Annotated in this window: 16 protein-coding genes and 1 pseudogene; 5 read left to right on the forward strand and 12 right to left on the reverse strand. The window is 60.8% G+C overall.

Features of this window, described 5'->3' with window-relative positions; all coding sequences use genetic code 11:
• Window positions 1-417 precede the first annotated feature (417 nt).
• The gene (locus tag ACEN8E_RS07805; RefSeq protein WP_495592097.1) at window positions 418-888 is read right to left on the reverse strand and encodes a hypothetical protein; all 471 of its coding nucleotides are present in this window, start codon (window positions 886-888) and stop codon (window positions 418-420) included.
• Between the two features lie 463 nt (window positions 889-1,351).
• Here ACEN8E_RS07805 and ACEN8E_RS07810 point away from each other — a divergent pair, with 463 nt between their 5' ends.
• Together ACEN8E_RS07810 and ACEN8E_RS07815 are read left to right on the forward strand one after the other, a co-directional pair.
• A complete protein-coding gene (locus tag ACEN8E_RS07810; protein WP_495592098.1) occupies window positions 1,352-2,287 on the forward strand; it encodes a chemotaxis protein CheV in 936 nt (311 codons plus the stop codon).
• A 187-nt stretch (window positions 2,288-2,474) separates the two neighbouring features.
• Window positions 2,475-3,281, forward strand: coding sequence for an MOSC domain-containing protein (locus ACEN8E_RS07815; RefSeq protein WP_495592099.1), 807 nt, complete (start codon window positions 2,475-2,477; stop codon window positions 3,279-3,281).
• Between the two features lie 70 nt (window positions 3,282-3,351).
• Here ACEN8E_RS07815 and ppnP read toward each other — a convergent pair whose 3' ends face one another.
• The 8 genes from ppnP to ACEN8E_RS07855 form a co-directional block, all read right to left on the reverse strand.
• Window positions 3,352-3,636 carry a pyrimidine/purine nucleoside phosphorylase gene (ppnP, locus tag ACEN8E_RS07820; protein WP_007940055.1) on the reverse strand — a complete coding sequence of 95 codons (285 nt, stop codon included), beginning with the start codon at window positions 3,634-3,636 and terminating at the stop codon, window positions 3,352-3,354.
• A 61-nt stretch (window positions 3,637-3,697) separates the two neighbouring features.
• Window positions 3,698-4,246 carry a 3'-5' exonuclease gene (locus ACEN8E_RS07825; protein WP_495592100.1) on the reverse strand — a complete coding sequence of 183 codons (549 nt, stop codon included), beginning with the start codon at window positions 4,244-4,246 and terminating at the stop codon, window positions 3,698-3,700.
• A gap of 71 nt (window positions 4,247-4,317) precedes the next feature.
• Window positions 4,318-6,279, reverse strand: a complete 1,962-nt coding sequence (locus tag ACEN8E_RS07830) for an acetyl/propionyl/methylcrotonyl-CoA carboxylase subunit alpha (protein ID WP_495592101.1) — start codon at window positions 6,277-6,279, stop codon at window positions 4,318-4,320.
• Between the two features lie 117 nt (window positions 6,280-6,396).
• Window positions 6,397-7,194, reverse strand: a complete 798-nt coding sequence (locus ACEN8E_RS07835; protein WP_495592102.1) for an enoyl-CoA hydratase/isomerase family protein — start codon at window positions 7,192-7,194, stop codon at window positions 6,397-6,399.
• Window positions 7,191-8,348 carry a citronellyl-CoA dehydrogenase gene (gene atuD, locus ACEN8E_RS07840; RefSeq protein ID WP_495592103.1) on the reverse strand — a complete coding sequence of 386 codons (1,158 nt, stop codon included), beginning with the start codon at window positions 8,346-8,348 and terminating at the stop codon, window positions 7,191-7,193. The genes ACEN8E_RS07835 and atuD overlap by 4 nt, the downstream gene beginning before the upstream one ends.
• Before the next feature lie 26 nt (window positions 8,349-8,374).
• A complete protein-coding gene (gene atuC / locus ACEN8E_RS07845) occupies window positions 8,375-9,991 on the reverse strand; it encodes a geranyl-CoA carboxylase subunit beta (RefSeq protein ID WP_495592104.1) in 1,617 nt (538 codons plus the stop codon).
• Between the two features lie 3 nt (window positions 9,992-9,994).
• Window positions 9,995-10,864 (reverse strand): SDR family oxidoreductase, encoded by an 870-nt coding sequence (locus ACEN8E_RS07850; protein WP_495592105.1) that lies wholly within the window; start codon window positions 10,862-10,864, stop codon window positions 9,995-9,997.
• Between the two features lie 12 nt (window positions 10,865-10,876).
• Window positions 10,877-12,679 carry an acyclic terpene utilization AtuA family protein gene (locus ACEN8E_RS07855; protein ID WP_495592106.1) on the reverse strand — a complete coding sequence of 601 codons (1,803 nt, stop codon included), beginning with the start codon at window positions 12,677-12,679 and terminating at the stop codon, window positions 10,877-10,879.
• A gap of 176 nt (window positions 12,680-12,855) precedes the next feature.
• Between ACEN8E_RS07855 and ACEN8E_RS07860 the strand changes: the two genes are divergently transcribed.
• The 3 genes and pseudogenes from ACEN8E_RS07860 to ACEN8E_RS07870 all read left to right on the forward strand — a co-directional run.
• A complete protein-coding gene (locus ACEN8E_RS07860; protein ID WP_495592107.1) occupies window positions 12,856-13,479 on the forward strand; it encodes a TetR/AcrR family transcriptional regulator in 624 nt (207 codons plus the stop codon).
• 96 nt (window positions 13,480-13,575) lie between these two features.
• A complete protein-coding gene (locus tag ACEN8E_RS07865; RefSeq protein ID WP_495592108.1) occupies window positions 13,576-14,394 on the forward strand; it encodes a substrate-binding periplasmic protein in 819 nt (272 codons plus the stop codon).
• Window positions 14,388-14,549 (forward strand): annotated as a pseudogene (locus tag ACEN8E_RS07870) (GNAT family N-acetyltransferase); the annotation flags it as partial. The gene ACEN8E_RS07865 and the pseudogene ACEN8E_RS07870, both read left to right, overlap by 7 nt.
• A gap of 123 nt (window positions 14,550-14,672) precedes the next feature.
• On the opposite strand, the gene dsbG reads toward ACEN8E_RS07870, so the two are convergent.
• The 3 genes from dsbG to dsbD are packed head-to-tail and all read right to left on the reverse strand — an operon-like array spanning window position 14,673 to window position 18,006.
• Window positions 14,673-15,440 (reverse strand): thiol:disulfide interchange protein DsbG, encoded by a 768-nt coding sequence (gene dsbG, locus ACEN8E_RS07875; RefSeq protein WP_495592109.1) that lies wholly within the window; start codon window positions 15,438-15,440, stop codon window positions 14,673-14,675.
• Entirely contained in the window at window positions 15,416-16,270 is an 855-nt protein-coding gene (locus tag ACEN8E_RS07880) for a TlpA family protein disulfide reductase (RefSeq protein ID WP_495592110.1), read from the reverse strand. The genes dsbG and ACEN8E_RS07880 overlap by 25 nt, the downstream gene beginning before the upstream one ends.
• Window positions 16,270-18,006, reverse strand: coding sequence for a protein-disulfide reductase DsbD (gene dsbD / locus ACEN8E_RS07885; protein ID WP_495592111.1), 1,737 nt, complete (start codon window positions 18,004-18,006; stop codon window positions 16,270-16,272). The genes ACEN8E_RS07880 and dsbD overlap by 1 nt, the downstream gene beginning before the upstream one ends.
• Between the last annotated feature and the right edge of the window lie 16 nt (window positions 18,007-18,022).

An 18,022-nucleotide genomic window follows, 5' to 3' on the forward strand; every position in this document is an offset into this window, starting at 1 on the left:
CAACGGGATGTGCTTTTTTGGAGAGTTGAGCTGCGGACTGGAGCGAGCTGTGTCCGGCTGCAACCACACTGCCATTAATTGACGTCAACTAACAGGCGGCATAGTAGCACCTAAGATACCGTTGGTCGCGTCTGTATATATGTCCGTAAAGTCAGGAATCCAGTCGTTTGTACGATGGTCCAATAATGGAACAAGTTGGCTGTTGCGGTCGCAAAATACCGATTGTCCCCGGGTTTTTTTGTTGAGACCAGGCAATACCCAGGACAAGACAGGCGCGCAATTGTCGATGGGCAATTATTAGTAGTTGTTAAAGTCTGTCGCTTGTAGCTATGAGATATTCAATTGCGACATGTGCGCACTCAAGTTACAGCGCGGTATTGATAACCAGAACACGCCATACGGCATGGTTTGGAATATTCAGGCCTGTCGTTCCGAATAGGATACGAGGCTGAACGGTCTGGAGTTGACCGGTGGTTGATATCGGCTTTGCCCGACCTGGAAGGCAAAAGCTTCGATAAGGGTGACTTGCTCGCTGTCGTCGAGACTGAGCTGTCCGGTGTTCTGGTCGATGAGTTCGAGTTGCCAGGCTATCAGGGTCAGGCAGTCTTTCAGGGCGCTCAGCGCCTCGTCGTGCAGGCTCATCGTGTGTTGTGCGTGGTTGAGCAGGCCATGAATATGCAGGGAAAACTCAGAAACGGCCGCCAACGCCAGGGCATCGGCCTTGTTGGCCAGCTTTAGCAGTGTACTGAGCATGCAGTCGATGGCGTCCTTGTCATTGCTGATCAGCTGTAGATGACTCAGGCATTCCTCGGTTTTGGCCAGGAGCGTTTCAGCCTCGACGAGAAACTCCGGGAGCCGCTGGGCCCACACTTTACGGTCGTTCGGCATACTTATCTCCACAACGTCATGTCAAATGAGGGGATATCGTGCGTGTCGACGAGGGCGCTCGGGACCCCGGCTTTGCCGAGTCGTCGAGTGAACGAACTTCGGCTGGCCCGAAGACAGACTGGGGAACACGAGAGGGTGGTTGGCCACTTACTTGCGATCGCACACAAAAGCCTGGCTCCGTTCATGCAATGAGAATGGCGTCACATTAATGGCTATTGGATATTGCGAATATCAGGTTGCACCTGATTGTTGATAGGGGAATCCCTTACGCAGCGGAACCTTTCGCTAAAACCAGGGTCGCGTGGCGCAGAAGTGCGGAAGATATGATCACGGCGTCAGTAAAGCATGATGCTAATGTGACATCAATGGTTGGGCGTGGCATTTTAGAGAGGGTCAAGCTTCGGCAAAAACAGCCGATAACCTTCTATAAGTGAATTCATCCGAACAAGACCAGGAGTCATTGATGGCCGGCATTCTCGACACGGTAGACCAACGCACGCAACTGGTGGGTGAGAATCGCCTGGAAATTCTCATGTTCCGGCTCGCCGGACGGCAATTGTTCGCGATCAATGTCTTCAAAGTACAGGAAGTCTTGCAACTGCCAAAGTTGACGCTGATGCCGCAGCGCCATCCTTTTGTGTGTGGCGTGGTCAACTTGCGTGGCCAGACCCTGCCTGTGATCGACCTGTCCCAGGCCATTGGCATGCGCCCATTGGTGCCGGGGCCTGGCAGCACGATTATCGTCACCGAATACAACCGTTCGGTTCAGGCCTTCCTGGTCGGTGGCGTGGACCGGATCGTCAACATGAACTGGGAAGCCATCCTGCCACCTCCGAGCAGCGCCGGCCGCCAGCACTACCTGACGGCCATCAGCAAAGTCGACGATCAACTGGTGGAAATCATCGATGTCGAAAAGGTTCTGGCCGAAATCGTCCCGTACAACGCCAAAGTTTCCCGCGACAAACTCGAGGATCCGGTACTGGAACGCGCCCGTGGCCGTGAGGTGCTGCTGGTGGATGACTCGAACGTGGCCCTGGCGCAATTGCGCGATACCCTGGGGCAGTTGGGCGTGAAAATGCATATCGCCAGCGACGGATTGAAGGCCTTGAACATGCTCAAGACCTGGGCCGATACCGGCGTGGACATGACCGAAAAACTGCTGATGGTGTTCACCGATGCGGAAATGCCGGAAATGGATGGCTATCGCCTGACCACCGAAATTCGCAACGATCCGCGCCTGCGCGGCTTGTACGTGGTACTGCACACCTCGCTGTCCGGCAGCTTCAACGACTCGATGGTGAAAAAAGTCGGCTGCGACAATTTCCTCTCCAAATTCCAGCCGGACAAACTCGTCGACGTCGTGCGTCAGCGTTTGATGCTTGACGCTGTCCCCGCCTGATCAGGCCACGGTCAACCTGTAGGAGCGAGCTTGCTCGCGATGGTCTTGAACGATAACGCGTAAAACCAGCTGCCCGGCGGCGTCCTTGGGTTTTTCGCGAGCGAGCTCGCTCCTACAGGTTTTTTTGCACTTTGATTCAGTGACCAAGCTCGTATAGGGTGGCATTTTTGCCCACAGGGAGCTGGCCATGTTGCGTCTGAGCGCGCTGTATCGTTATCCGTTGAAATCCGGCAAGGGCGAGGACTTGCAGCAAGTCGGCCTCGACAAGCTGGGGCTGGACGGCGATCGCCGCTGGATGCTGGTGGATGAGGCCAGCGGGCGTTTCCTGACCCAGCGGGCGGTGGCGCAGATGAGCCAACTGTCGGCGCTGTGGAATGCCGAGGGTGGCCTGACCCTGAATGCTCCCGGACACTCACCGATCGATATCGCGTTACCCGGCAGCGATGCAGAACTGCGTGGCGTGACCATCTGGCGCGACACCTTGCGTGTGCCGGATGCTGGCAACGCGGCGGGAGCCTGGGTCAGTGAGTTCATCGGTAAACCGACGCGTCTGGTGCAAGTGCCACTGGAGCGTGCGCGTACGACCGAGGCCGGTTACGGCAAGGACGACGATCAGGTGGCGTTCGCCGACGGCTTCCCGCTGTTGCTGATCGGCCAGGCATCGCTGGATGACCTGTCGCAACGGGTCGGGCGTCCGTTGGAGATGCTGCGTTTCCGGCCAAACCTGGTGATCGAAGGCAGTGAAGCGTTCGCCGAGGACGGCTGGAAGCGTATCCGTATCGGCGAGGTCGAGTTCCGCGTGGTCAAGTCCTGTTCGCGTTGCATCCTGACTACCATCGACCCGCAAACCGGGGAGCGCAGCGACGACCGCGAACCCCTGGCAACCTTGCAGAAATACCGTTTGCAGGCGGACGGCGCCATGTTCGGGCAGAACCTGGTCAACGACGGCAACGGTCGACTCGAAGTTGGCATGCCGGTGACCGTTCTCGAGTAAAAACCCGTGAATAAAAATGCCCGTGTCCAGGAACACGGGCATTTTTTTCGCTGAAAAAAAACGCGGGGTTTTAGCCGCGGTATTCGCACAGATACGCTGTGTCGACGGCCACTTTCAGCTGGAACTTGCTGTTGGCTGGCACGTTGAACTGGCTGCCGGCGGCGAAGGTTTCCCAGTCGCTGCTGTCAGGCAGTTTGACGGTCAATGCGCCGCTGACCACGTGCATGATTTCACGCTGGCTGGTGCCGAATTCGTACTCGCCCGGAGCCATGACGCCGATGGTCGCCGGACCTTCTGCGGTGCCAAAGGCGATCGACTTGACGGTGCCGTCGAAGTACTCGTTGACTTTAAACATGGGCGATTCCTCGAAAAGGGCTAAAAAAGGCCGGCCAGTATGCACAAGGGGGCCGGTGCCGTCACCTCTCCAGAGGGGGGAGAATCTGCGGTAGCAGGCGCGCCGTATTACGCGCATCTTCCAGGGCCCGGTGTTGCTGCCCGGTAAATTGCAGGCCGGCAAGTTGCAGCGCGCCGTTGAGCCCCAAGGGGCGCTCCAGGCGGCGGGCCTTGGCAAAGCGCTGTTTGAGGTTGATATGCGGTGTACGGCTCAGGACGCTGTCGAGTTGCAGGCGCTGCCATTCCTGAAGGAACTGCTGGCGATCGTAATCGCCCCAACTGACCCAGCTTTCCAGCGATGAATATTGTCCCAGCCATTGTTCGAATGAGGGCCAGATTTCGCTCAGCGTTTGGGCCGAATCGACATCAGCCTGGGTGATGTGCGTCAGCTCCCGACAAAACGGTGTAAGCAGCGGCCGTTGCAGTGGCCGCACAAAGCACTGGAAGTGATCCACTTCACGCCCTTTGCGGTCCACCAGGGTGGCGCCGATTTCAATGATTTCCATATCTGTTACGGGCCAACCACCTTCATCGGTGGTGGCCTCCAGATCAATGACCAGCCAATGAGGCATTGCAGGGTTCCTGGTATCCGCGTCCTGATAGGGTTTGAGCGTAGCCAAACCCGGAGGTTCCGCCTAGCGGCTTATTCGACCTCCAACAGAATCTGCCGGTTTTTCACCTGATCCCCGACTTTGACTTGCAGGCGTTTGAGCACACCGTCGATGCCCGATTTCAACGGGTGCTCCATTTTCATCGCCTCCAGTACCACCAGCAGCTGGCCCTTGGTGACCGGGCTGCCTTCGTTGACCAGAACGTCGACGATTGCCCCGTCCATCGGGGCCTTGAGGGTTCCGGAGCTGACGTTGGCCTGGCTTCGGACCTGTACCTGGGTGCGATCCACGAACTGCAGGCTGCCCGGCCGGGTAAACAGCCAGAGACGCCCGTTCTCCAGGCGGTAAGCGTGGCGCTGGCGGATGCCCTCGATTTCGAGGGTGGCCCAACGTCCGTCGCAGTGGATGATCTTCAGTTCGAGGTTGTGCCCGACAACCTGAATGCGCAGCGGCTCGCCCGGCATGGCCTGCAACGCTACCGGCCAATCACGGTCCTCAAGGCCGATGCGATAGTGCAGCGGCACGCTGGCATTGTTGCGCCAACCCCATAGCGGGGCCGGATGAGCTTGCGCTTGAGCCTGATGGAAGAGGGCGGTTGCGATGGCCAGGTGTTGAGCGGCCGGGGCATGGGGCTGCAGGCAGGCATGCTCGGAAAAGTGCTGTGGAATGAAGCCAGTGCTGAAATCTGCGCAGGCGAATTGCGGGTGATCGAGCAGGCTGACGAGCAAGCGCTGATTGCTTTGCACACCCAGTAGCACGCTGTCCTGTACCGCCCGCAGCAGTTTGCGCCGGGCTTCCTCGCGGGTGGCGCCGTGGGCGATGAGCTTGCCGAGCATCGGGTCGTAGAAGGGGCTGATGACCTGGCCTTCGATCAGCCCATGGTCGATCCGCACACCGTCCTGCAATCCCGGTTCCCAGGCCACGACACGCCCGGTTTGTGGCAGGAAACCCTGAGCCGGATCTTCGGCATACAGGCGCACTTCCATGGCATGCCCGTGGAGTTGCACCTGCTCCTGGCGCAATGGTAACGGTTGCCCTTCGGCGATGTTCAGCTGCCAGGCCACCAGGTCCAGCCCGGTGATCAGTTCGGTGACCGGGTGTTCCACTTGCAGCCGGGTGTTCATTTCCAGGAAGTAGAACTGCCCGCGCGCATCCAGCAAAAACTCCACGGTGCCCGCGCCGACGTACTGCACTGCCTGCCCGGCCTTGAGCGCCGCTTCGCCCATGGCCTGGCGCAGTTCAGGCGTCATCACCGGGCAGGGTGCTTCTTCGATGACTTTCTGATGGCGGCGCTGCACCGAGCAATCGCGCTCGCCGAGGTAAATCAGGTTGCCGTGGCGGTCACCGAACAACTGAACCTCGACATGACGTGGTTCGACCAGTGCCTGTTCGAGAATCAGTTCGCCGCTGCCGAAACCGTTCAGGGCTTCGGAGCGTGCGGTACGGATCTGTTCCAGCAGATTGGCGGCGTCGTGCACCAGGCGCATGCCACGTCCACCACCGCCAGCGCTGGCCTTGATCATCAACGGATAGCCGATGCGCCCGGCTTCTCGGCTCAGGGTCGCGTCATCCTGCAAGTCACCTTGATAACCGTCGATGCAGGGCACGCCGGCTTCGATCATGGCGATCTTCGAAAGGCGCTTGCTGCCCATCAGTTCGATGGCCTCGGGGCTGGGGCCGATGAAGGTGATGCCGGCGTCCTGGCAGGCGCGGGCAAACCCGGCGTTTTCCGAGAGGAAACCGTAGCCCGGATGGATCGCATCCGCGCCTGTGCGCCGGGCTGCGTCAAGGATGGCCGGGATGTTCAAATAAGATTGTTGCACCGCGGCCGGACCGATGTTGACGGCCTCGTCGGCCATCTGCACGTGCAGTGCGTCGGCGTCGGCGTCGCTGAACACGGCGACCGTGCGGTAGCCCAGCGCCTGGGCCGTGCGCTGGATACGGCAGGCGATTTCACCGCGGTTGGCGATGAGGATTTTCTTGAGTCCGGGCATGGGGTTGTCTCTCAAGTTGTGCGGTGTCTGTTCGGGCCTCATCGCGAGCAAGCTCGCTCCCACAGGGTTTTGTGTGCGACATAGAGCCCTGTGGGAGCTGGCTTGCCAGCGAAGCTTTTAAATGGCCCACCCCGGTTTGCGTTTTTGCACGAATGCCATCGTTCCCTCGACGCCTTCTGCTCCGGTCACCGCTTCGCTGAACCATTCGGCTGCCTGATCCAGCAAGGCATCCGACGGTTGTCCGGCACTCGCCAGCAGGAGTTTCTTGGTCGCCGCATTCGCCCCCGGCGCACAACACAATACATGGGCCAACACCTCATCGAGACGCTCGGCCAATGCTTGCGGATCACGCTCGACAAAATGCACCAGGCCCATGCGGCGTGCCTGAGTACCATCAAAACGCGCCGCCGTCAGGGCCAGACGCCGGGTCTGGGTCAAACCGATGCGTTGCACCACGAACGGTACGATCTGTGCCGGCAACAGGCCGAGACTGGTTTCCGGCAGGCCGAATTGCGCCTGGTGATCGGTCAGGGCGATATCGCTGACACAGGCCAGGCCAAAACCGCCGCCGAGCACCGCGCCTTGCAGCACGGTAATCACCACTTGCGGGGCGTGCTGCACCTCTTGCAATAGCGCGCCGAACACCCGGTTCCGATCCCGGTGCGCGGTCGAGCCTTGAGCGCGGGCATTGGCCATGTCCTTGATGTCGCCACCGGCACAGAAGTGCCCGCCGACACCGCCGATTACCAGCGCGCGAACCCCCGGTTTATCCCGTACCGCAGCCAGCACCGAGCGCAATTCGGCGACCATCTGCAGGTTCATCGCATTGCGACATTCGGGGCGATTGAGGGTGATGTGCAACACGCCGCTGTGCAGTTCCAGCAGCAAGGTCTGGCATGCAGGCAGGTTGCTCATTTGTTTTTCCCCGGCAGAATACCCATCAGTTTGCAGATGATCCCCAGCATGATTTCGTCGGCGCCGCCGCCGATCGATACCAGCCGGACATCGCGGTAAGCCCGGGCCACCGGGTTGTCCCACATGAAGCCCATGCCGCCCCAATATTGCAGGCAGCTGTCGCTGACTTCGCGGCCCAGCCGTCCGGCCTTGAGCTTGGCCATGGACGCCAGGCGTGTCACGTCCTGGCCTTTGACGTATTGCTCGGTGGCCTGATAGACCAGCGCCCGCAGGCATTCGATCTCGGTTTGCAGTTCAGCCAGGCGGAAGTGGATCACCTGATTGTCGATCAGCGCATTGCCGAAGGTTCTGCGCTCCTTGCAGTATTCGATGGTGCTGTCGACACAGTACTCCAGGCCCTTGATCATGTTGGCCGCACCGAACAGGCGCTCCTCCTGGAACTGCATCATCTGCATCATGAACCCCGCGCCTTCATGGCCGATGCGGTTGCGCTGGGGTACACGCACATTGTCGAAAAATACCTGGGCGGTTTCCGAGCTGCGCATGCCGAGCTTGTCCAGGTGCGAACTCAAGCTGATACCCGGTGTGTTCATCGGCACCATGATCAGCGATTTGTTGATGTGCGGTTTGTCGTCCGAGGTGTTGGCCAGCAGGCAGATGAAGTCGGCGCTTGGCGAGTTGGTGATCCACATCTTGCTGCCGTTGATCACGTAATCGTCGCCGTCCTTGCGCGCGGTGGTTTTCAAACCGGCGACGTCGGAGCCGGCACCGACCTCGGAGACACCGATGCAGCCGACCTGCTCGCCACTGATGGCCGGGCGCAGGAACTCTTCGCGCAATTCATCGGAACCGAAACGTGCCAGCGCAGGCGTGCACATGTCGGTCTGCACGCCAATGGACATCGGTATGCCGCCGCAATGAATGGTGCCGAACTCTTCGGCCGCGACGATCGAATAGCTGTAGTCCAGGCCCATGCCGCCGAATTTCTCCGGTTTCGAAATGCCCAGCAAGCCGAGGTCACCGGCTTTGCGGAAGATTTCGTGAATGGGAAAACGCCCGGCCTTTTCCCATTCCTCGACGTGCGGGTTGATCTCGTGCTCGACGAACTGGCGCACGGTGCGGCGCAGTGCTTCGTGTTCCTGGGTGAAGATCATTTTTATTGTTCTCCTTGTTGGCCGCCCTAGAAACGGGCTACACCAAAGCTGTTGGCTTGCAATGGCCGCACCTGGGCCTCGTGACAAATATCCAGCAAGTAACCCAGCAAGGTCCGGGTATCGCGCGGATCGATCAAGCCGTCGTCCCACAAATTGGCGCTGCCATAGAGCGCCGTGGATTGGCTGTCGAGTTTCTGCGCGGTGACCTGCTCCAGCATGTCGAGCATTTTCGGATCGGGCACCAGGCCGTCCTTGGCCTGTTTGGCCTCGGTGACGATGCGCAGCACTTTGCCCGCTTGCGCGCCGCCCATCACCGCCGTGCGGCTGTTGGGCCAGGCGAAGATGAATCGTGGGTCGAGGCCGCGCCCGCACATCGCATAGTTGCCGGCACCATAGGAGCCACCGACGACGATGGTCAGCTTTGGCACGCGGGCGTTGGCAACCGCTTGAATCATCTTCGCGCCATGTTTGATCACGCCTTGTTGTTCCGATTCGGTGCCGACCATGAACCCGGTGGTGTTGTGGAAAAACAGCAACGGCGTCTGGCTTTGGTCGCACAGCTGGATGAACTGGGCGGCCTTGCTCGCACCTTTTGGCGTGATGGGGCCGTTGTTGCCGATGAAGCCACAGGCGCGCCCCTGGATTTTCAGATGACCGCAGACGGTCTGCTGATCGAACTCGCCTTTGAATTCAAGAAAGTTCGAAGCGTCGGCAAGACGGGCGATGATCTCGCGTACGTCGTAGGGTTTTTTCGGGTCATCCGGGATCAGGCCCAGCAGTTCGTCGATGGGGTAGAGCGGTTCCTCCCAGCGACGTTCGGGGAGTCGGGGCAACTGCTCGTTCCACGGCAGCAGGCTGACAATTTCCCGTACCTGGCGCACACCGTCGGCGTCGTTTTCAGCCAGGTATTCGGCGGTGCCGGCGGTTTGTGCGTGCATCTCGGCGCCGCCCAGCTCTTCATCGGTCGCGACTTCGCCGGTGGCGGCCTTGAGCAGTGGCGGGCCGGCGAGAAACAGCTTGGCCTTACCCCGCACCACCACCACGTAATCCGACAAACCCGGCTGATAGGCACCACCCGCCGTGGCCGAACCGTGGACCACAGTGACCTGCGGCAAGCCCATGGCCGACATCCGCGCCTGATTGGCAAAGCTGCGCGCGCCTTCGACGAAAATTTCCGCCGCGTAATTGAGGTTGGCGCCGCCGCTTTCGGCAAGCGTGATCACCGGCAGTCTGTTTTCCATGGCGATCTGTTGCAGGCGCAGGGATTTTTTCAAGCCGCTGGGGGAAATGGTCCCGCCCTTGATCGCGCTGTTGTTCGCCACCACCAGCACGCGCACGCCACAGACATAGCCGATGCCTGCGATCAAACCGCCACCGGCGGAGCTGCCGTCCTTGTCGTCGTGCAGCTTGTAGCCGGCCAGGCTCGCCAGTTCGAGAAACGGCGCGCCGGGGTCCAGCAGCAGATTGAGGCGCTCGCGGGGCAACAGCTGACCGCGTTTTTCGAACCTGGATTTGGCTTCGGCAGCCTTGTTCAGCAAGTTCTGTTCGAGCAGGCGTACTTGCTCGATGGCGCCCAGCATTGCCGCACGGTTCTGGGCGAACTGCTCGCTGTGGGGATCGAGTTGCGACTGAATCACCGGCATGGGTTATTCCTTGTCCTTCAACACGTCTGGAATGTAGGCGCGGTGGAAGCCGTTATACGACTCGCTGTTGGTCGCCTTGTGGATAGGCCAGGCGCGCCCGCCAAGGCTGGCGGCGCCGTCGATGCGCAAGGTGCTGCCGCTGACGAAGGCCGCTGCCGGGCTGAGCAGGAAAACAATCGCCGCGCTGACCTCCGATTCGGTGCCGATGCGCTTGAGCGGCACGTGCTCGCGCAAGGTCGGAATCACCGCCTTGAAGGCGCCTTCGTAGGTGTCCATGCCGCTGGAGGCAATCCAGCCCGGTGCCACGGCGTTGACCCGCACTCCGGCATGACCCCATTCGTACGCGGCGGTCTTGGTCAGGTTGTCCATGCCCGAACGTGCCGCGCCGGAGTGACCCATACCGGGCATGCCCCCCCACATGTCGGCGAGCATGTTGACGATGGCGCCGCCGTGCTTGCTCATGGACTGGTTGAACACTTCTCGGGCCATCAGGAAACCGCCCACCAGATTGGTGCGCATCACGGTTTCGAAACCCTTCTGATTGATCGAGGCCAAGGGCGACGGATACTGTCCGCCCGCATTGTTGACCAGGCCATGGATGGGGCCATGCTTGCGGATCAATTCGCTGACCAGGTGCTGCACCGACTCTTCCTCGCGGATGTCGCACACTGCCCAATCGGCCGTGCCGCCGTCTTCGGCAATTTCTGCGGCAACGGTCTTGAGCTTGTCGGCCTTGCGCCCGACCAGCAGCACATGGGCGCCGAGAGCCGCCAGTTCGTGGGCGGTGCAGCGGCCGATGCCACTGCCACCACCGGTGACGATGATGTTTTGGCCGGCAAACAGATCGGCTCTGAAAATCGAATCGTAGGTCATGGCGGCGATCCTCTAGTTGAACTGGTCGGCGATGCGTTGCGGCACCGGGATCTGGATTTCCAGCAGTTGCTGGGCGAAGGCTTTGCCTTGCGGATCGATTCGCAGGCTGGCGACACCGCCGCCGCCGAGGGCGTTTTCCAGCAGGAAATTCAGGCTGTGGCTGGCGGGCAAGTACCAGCGCTCAACCCGTCCGTGGATTGGATCGAGGACGTGGCCCATCCAGTCGACGATCACTTCCGGGGTCAGGGCTTCGGCGATCCATGGCAGGAATTCGGGCTCGCGGGCCATGACGCCGATGTTGCTGTGGTTGCCCTTGTCGCCAGAGCGGGCGACCGCCAGTTTGACCAGGGCCACGCTGGCGTCGGCCAGGCCTGTCGGTTTCGGTGGCGCGAGCGGGGCTGGCAGGTCCAGCGGGTCGAGCACATCGAGGGCGGGCAGGGCGCACGGGTGGCGCTGACCCATGAAATCAATGTCCAGCGTGCAGGCGGTTTTGTCGATCAGGAACGAGAACAGCCGGATCAGCGGATACACCGTCGGCCGGCCACCGACAATGCCTGTCAGCCCTGGCGCCATACCAGTGGCGGCCTGGGCGATTTCCCGGGAGAACACGACCAGTGCCTGCTTGTGCGGATGGCGCACCGCGAGTTTGATCACCACTTCGCGGCTGTCCTGACGCTGGCCGTGGGGGCCGTAGGTGGCCTCGCTGCCCAGCAACTCGATATTCACCTCGCTGTATGGCGCCCAGCCGCGCTGGCGGAACATTTCCGAGGTCTTGTTGATGATCGCCGTGCTGACTCGTCGTGCCTTGTCGACGGCATCGATGCCGGCAATCAGGCAACTGGCGGTGCAGCGAAAACCATCGGGGTACGTGGCGCTGACCTTGTATTGAGCCGTCGGCGGCAGGCCTTTGGCGCCGTGTACCTGCACCGCGTTCCGGCCTTGTTGCTGCAGTTTGACCTGAGTGAAATCGCACACCACGTCGGGCAGCAGATAGGCGCGCGGGTCACCGATTTCGTACAGCATCTGCTCGCCCACCGTCAGCGGCGTGACCAGCCCGCCGGTACCTTCGGGTTTGCTGACGATGAACTGGCTGTCGGCGCTGACTTCGACGATGGGAAAACCGATGTGTTCGTAGTCCGGGACGTCGCGCCAGTCGGTGAAGTTGCCGCCCGTGCACTGGGCGCCGCATTCGATGATATGCCCGGCCAGTGCCGCCTGGGCGAGCTTGTCGTAGTCGTGCCACGACCAGCCGAACTCATGCACCAGCGCAGCGCTGACCACCGCACTGTCGACCACGCGCCCGGTGATCACGATGTCCGCGCCCAGACGCAGGGCTTCAACGATGCCGGGGGCGCCGAGGTAGGCATTGGTCGAGACGCACATCGGTGGCAGTGGCGCGCCGCTGAACATTTCATGAATGCCCAGGCTGCCCAGTTGTTTGAATTGTGGTTGCAGGTCATCACCCAGCAGCACGGCAATCTTCAAGGCCACCCCGGCCTTGTCGCAGGCCGCTTGCAGGGCGGCGGCGCAGGCGCGGGGATTGACGCCACCGGCGTTGCTGATGACCCGGATGTTGTGCTGCGCGAGCTGCGGCAGCAAGGGGGCGAGGACCTCGATGAAGTCACCCGCATAGCCGGCCTGGGGATCTTTCATCCGCGCGCCGGCCATGATCGACAGGGTGATTTCGGCCAGATAATCGAAGACCAGATAGTCCAGATGCCCGTGTTCCACGAGTTGTGCGGCCGCGGTCGAGGTATCGCCCCAGAAGGCGCTGGCGCAACCGATGCGAATTGATTTGGGTGCAGTCCATTCCATAGCCACCTCCAACCGTAGTGCATCGACATTACCAAGCAAGCGCTTGGTTTGTAAATGACTTGATTTTCTTCTGCCAAGCGCTTGCTTGGTGCCATCCGTCAGCTTAAATTGCCCGCGCAACTCCGGTGTTTTCGGGGGATCGGCGTTATTGATTGATCGACTGTAGGAGAGAACGGGTGGACGAGCAAAAAGCCCTGAGGGTCATGCGCGAATTGGTGAGCGACGGCCAATTGACCGACCCGGACAGCGCCCGTGGCAAGCTGCTGCAAGTGGCGGCCCACCTGTTCCGCAACAAAGGCTACGAACGCACGACCGTGCGCGATCTGGCCGGCGCCGTGGGCATTCAGTCCGGGAGCATTTTCCACCACTTCAAAAGCAAGGACGAAATCCTGCGCGCCGTGATGGAGGAAACCATTCGCTACAACACCGCGTTGATGCGTGCGGCCATCGCTGAGGCCGGCAATGTGCGCGAGCGGGTGCTGGCGCTGATCCGCTGTGAGTTGCAGTCGATCATGGGCGGCAGCGGCGAGGCGATGGCGGTGCTGGTCTACGAATGGCGCTCGCTGTCCGAAGAGGGCCAGGCCAAGGTCCTGGCGCTGCGCGACATCTATGAAGACATCTGGCTGCAAGTACTGGGCGAAGCCAAGGCCGCCGGGTTTATCCGCGGCGATGTGTTCATCACTCGGCGGTTCCTGACCGGCGCATTGTCATGGACCACCACCTGGTTTCGCGCCGGGGGCAGCATGAGCCTCGATCAGTTGGCCGATGAGGCGTTGATTCTGGTGCTGGAAGACCGGTAATAAAGTTGTGTTGGCCAACATTAAACTGGCTAACTGGATGAAACCGCCTAGCTTGATAGCATTGATGCCGATTCATTGGGGAGTGGGGTTGTTTTGATGGGTTCGCCAATTCGGACAGTCTCGCGGCTTTTGCTGGCAATGCTTGCTGCGTCAGCGATGGTGCCGTCCCAGGCCGCACAACTGGTGCGCATCGGTGCCGCGCACTTTCCTCCCTACACCGTGCGCCCGGAATCCGGGGCCGATACCGGGCTGCTGCCGCAACTGGTCGAGGCGATGAATGCATCGCAAAGTGACTATCAGTTTGTCCTGGTACCCACCTCCATTCCCCGGCGCTTCGGTGACTTCGAGCAGGGCCGGATCGACATGGCCATCTTCGAAAATCCCGCCTGGGGTTGGGAAAAGTTCCCCCACACGGCCGTCGACATGGGGTTGGAGGACGCCGAGATTTTTGTCGCGCAACGCCTGCCCGATCGGCAGCAAAGCTATTTTGCCGACCTGAGCGGCAAGCGTCTGGCACTGTTCAGCGGCTATCACTACGAGTTCGCCAACTTCAATGCCGAGCCCCAGTACCTGGCGAAAAACTACAACGCCACGCTGACCTATTCCCATGACAGCAATCTGCTGATGGTGTTGCGCGGTCGCGCCGACATCGCGCTGGTCACGCGCTCTTACCTGAGCGACTACTTCTTGCGCAATGAAAAAGTCGCTGACGAGTTGCTGGTGTCCCAGCGCGTCGACCAGATCTATCACCATTACGCCATCCTGCGCCCGACCGCTCCCATCAGCGGCGATGCATTCGCCAGGGTGCTGCAAGGCTTGCGGGACAACGGCCGGATGTTGAAGATTTTCGATCCGTACAAGATTGCGCTTGTGCCGGTCCCGCACAACGAGGCGGCACCACAAGTCGCCAATTGACGGTCATCGAGCCTCGTGCCGATAGCGCGAAGATGATCGGGTACATGCAGAACCAGTGCTTTCACTGCGAGACAGAGTTCGACTTCCCGTACAAACGCGCGGCCTTGATGGTGTTGAGGCGGGAGCGGTTCTTTGGTCGCTGTAAATTGGTTTGAGGGGCAAGACTCAGGATCTGTTGTGGTCTTGAGTCTGTCTTCGCGAGCGGGCTCGCTCCCACCTTTGCACTGTGTTGGCAGTATCTTGTGGGAGCGAGCCCGCTCGCGAAGGGGGGGATGCGGTTACTTCGGCCCGAGAATTTTCACCAGTTTGTCCGGCGAAGGCGCGCCTTGCTGCTGTTGCAGATTACCCTTGTCGTCCATGTAGAAAATCGCCGGGGTGGCCTGCAACTCAAGCTCTTCCATCAATTGCATGTTGGCCGCGAATTTTGCCTGAATCGCTGGCGGCACTTCCTTCAAGGCCTTGAGCGAGCTGTCCTTGCCAGCGGCTTCGTGATCCTGCAGGGCTTTTTCCGGGTCTTTGGCGGCGAGCAGTGCGGCGGATTTCCCCGGGCTGTCCTCGCGGATGATGCCCACCATGATGTGGCGCAACTGCACCTTGCCGGCCTTGACCCACGGCCGGGCCTGTTCCCAGAACATGTTGCAGTACGGGCAGTTCGGGTCACTGAACAGGTACACCACGCGCGGCGCATCTTTTTTGCCGTCGCCGATCCAGTTGCTTGTTTCGAACTTGGCCCAGACTTCCTTGGCCATCGGCGCGTACACCAGTTTCTGCAATGGCGCACTGCTCAGGTCATTGCCCTCGGCGTCATACAGGTTGCCCAGCAGCACGTGTTTGCCATCCGGGGTCAGGTACAGCGCCATGCCGCGGCTCTGGTATTGCGCGGCATAACCGCGCAAGCCGTCGGGGGCGTCGAACTGGCCGACGATTTTCGCGCCCTTTGCCTCGATTTTCTTGATCGCATCGGGCAATTCTTCGGCCTGTACCGATGGCAGGTGCAGCAGGGCGGCACCGAGGCTCAGGGTCAGCAGGTGGCGGAGGCGGGGCATGGCAATTTCCTTGAAGAAGTGGCGGGTACAGTGTCGAAGTTTTCCAGTGCGCGGGCCAGGCTGGCGTCCGACAACTCGCCCAGATGGCTGCCCAGCAGGCGACCTTCGGGGCTGTAGAACAGCGTAGTCGGCAATGCCATGGAACCGACGGCATGGCTCAGTCGCCCGCCGCCGTCGAACAGCACGTTGGACAGGCTCAGGCCTTGGGTTTCCAGGAAAGTCGCGACGCTTTGCATGCTTTCCGCCTGATTGACGAACAGGAACGTCAGGTCCGGCCGGTGTCGCTGGGCGTTTTCCAGCACCGGCATTTCCCGGCGGCACGGTGGGCACCAGGTGGCCCAGAGATTGATCACCAACGGGCCGCCCTTGTAGTCGGCCAGTTGCACGGTTTCACCGGCGGCGTTGCGCAGGGCGATTTCCGGCAGGCGTGTGCCTTGTTCATAAATCGACAGGGAAAACGTCGCCAGCAACCAGAACGCCAGGCCACTGGCCACGCCAAAGCCCAGTGGACGGCGCAACCCCGGGCGACGCCAACCGCGATACAGCGTGGCGAGCAAAACGGCAACTACCCCCGGCCAGGCGAGAAAACCGCCATCGCGCAGGTCAATGATCTGCCACGGATCGTTGTGATAGTGCGCCCAATAGGCCGCCACGAAACCGATTCGTGCCGCCAGCATCCCCAGTAGAAACAGGCTGAACAGCGCCGACTCGGGGTTATCACCGCCACGCTTGGCCACCTGCCAGCCGATAAGCGTGGCCAGCGCCAGCGCACTGATCAGCAGCAGATGATTAAGCGCAATGGCAAAGGTGCCGAGGGTGAAGGTCAGCATTAATGGGCGTCTCGGGTATTGGTCCAGCGTTGCAGGAAGGTATCGGCATCGACCTCGCCGGTGATGCGCTGGCTGCGCCGCTCTTCACCGTCAGCGCCAATCCACAGCAGGCTCGGTGGCCCTGGCACTTTGTAACGGCCGAGCAGTTCGCGGCTGGCGGCATTGTCGGCGGTCACATCCAGTCGGAGCAAGCGCACGTCACTCAGCGCTTGCAGGACATTGGCTTTGCCGAACACCTGTTTTTCCATGACCTTGCACGACACGCACCAGTCGGCGTAGTAGTCCAGCAGCACCCACTGGCCCCGAGCCCGCGCGGCGTCGAGTTCCTGTTGCAGTGCCTGCGGATCCTTGATGGTGATGAAGGCATCGTGGCCGACAGGCACGGCAGCCACCGCCTGGTTCGAGGCGCGAAAGACCTGCAACGGCTTGAACGGATCGTCACTGCCGCCGGCCGCCCCGATCACCAGCAGGCTGCCCCACAATCCGAGCAGCAACGAACTGGCGCCAAACAGGTGCGCGATACGGCCGAAACCTTCCGACTGTTTCCAGGCGCTGTAGGCTGCGATCAACAGCAGCGCTCCGCACAAGCCGACCCACAGTGATTCGTCCAGCACCGGGCGCAGCATCAGCAACGCGGTGGCGAGGAACAGGAAGCCGAAAATGCCTTTGACCAGGTTCATCCAGGCACCGGGTTTGGGCATGAAGCGATTGCCGACGGTCACCAGCAACAGCAGCGGCACACCGATACCGATGCCCATGGCGAACAGAATCAATCCGCCATGCAACGCATTACCGCTTTGCGCGATGTAGAGCAGGGCGCCGGCCAGCGGTGCGGTCATGCACGGGCCGACCAGCAGGCCGGACAGAGCGCCCAGCACCCCGGCGCCGATCAGACTGCCACCGCGTTGATTGCGCGAGACGTTTTCCAGTCGATCGCGCACGACCACCGGCAGTTGCAGTTCGAAGTAGCCGAACATCGGCAGCGCGAGCAGCACGAAAATCGCCGCGAAACTGCCCAGCAGCCAGGGGTTCTGCAGCCAGGCTTGCAGGTTCGCCCCGAGGGAGGCGGCCAGGACGCCCATCGCTGCATACACCAGCGCCATGCTGACCACGTAACTGCCGGCCAGGGCGAATCCGCGTTTGGGCGTGGCGCCGCTGCCGACGATCAACCCGGCCAGAATCGGCAGCATCGGTAACGAACATGGGGTGAAGGCCAGCAGCAGACCGAGGCCGAAGAACACCAGAAGACTCCAGCCCAGCGCCCGTTGGTGCAGGCTGCTGGCCAATGCCTGGTCCGGTGCTTCAGTGGCCGTATTCGCTACAGGAGCATTGCCGAGATTGACGATTTTGGTTTGTGGCGGATAGCACAAGCCGGCATCGGCACACCCCTGGTAACTGACCTTGACCGTGCCGTTGGCACCCGCCGGGATCTTCAGTTCAAGACCCTGGCGATAAACCTGCTGTTCACCGAAAAATTCGTCGCTGTGGGCTTCGCCTTCCGGCAGCGCGGGATGCTGTGCGACAGGTAAACCGTCGAATTTCAATCGTTTCTGGTACAGGTAATAGCCGTCGGTGATCTGCCAATAGAGTTGGGTTTCACCAGACTCCAGACGTTCAGAGGTAAACGTGAACGCTTTATCGACCGGGAGAAACTCGGGTTTGGTATCGAATGGATTGGTTCCCGCCTGGGCCAGGCCAGCGATCATGAGGGTGAAAAGTAAAAACAGACGACGCATGGATAAGCCTTTGCCC

Source organism: Pseudomonas sp. Pseusp9 (assembly GCF_059491265.1).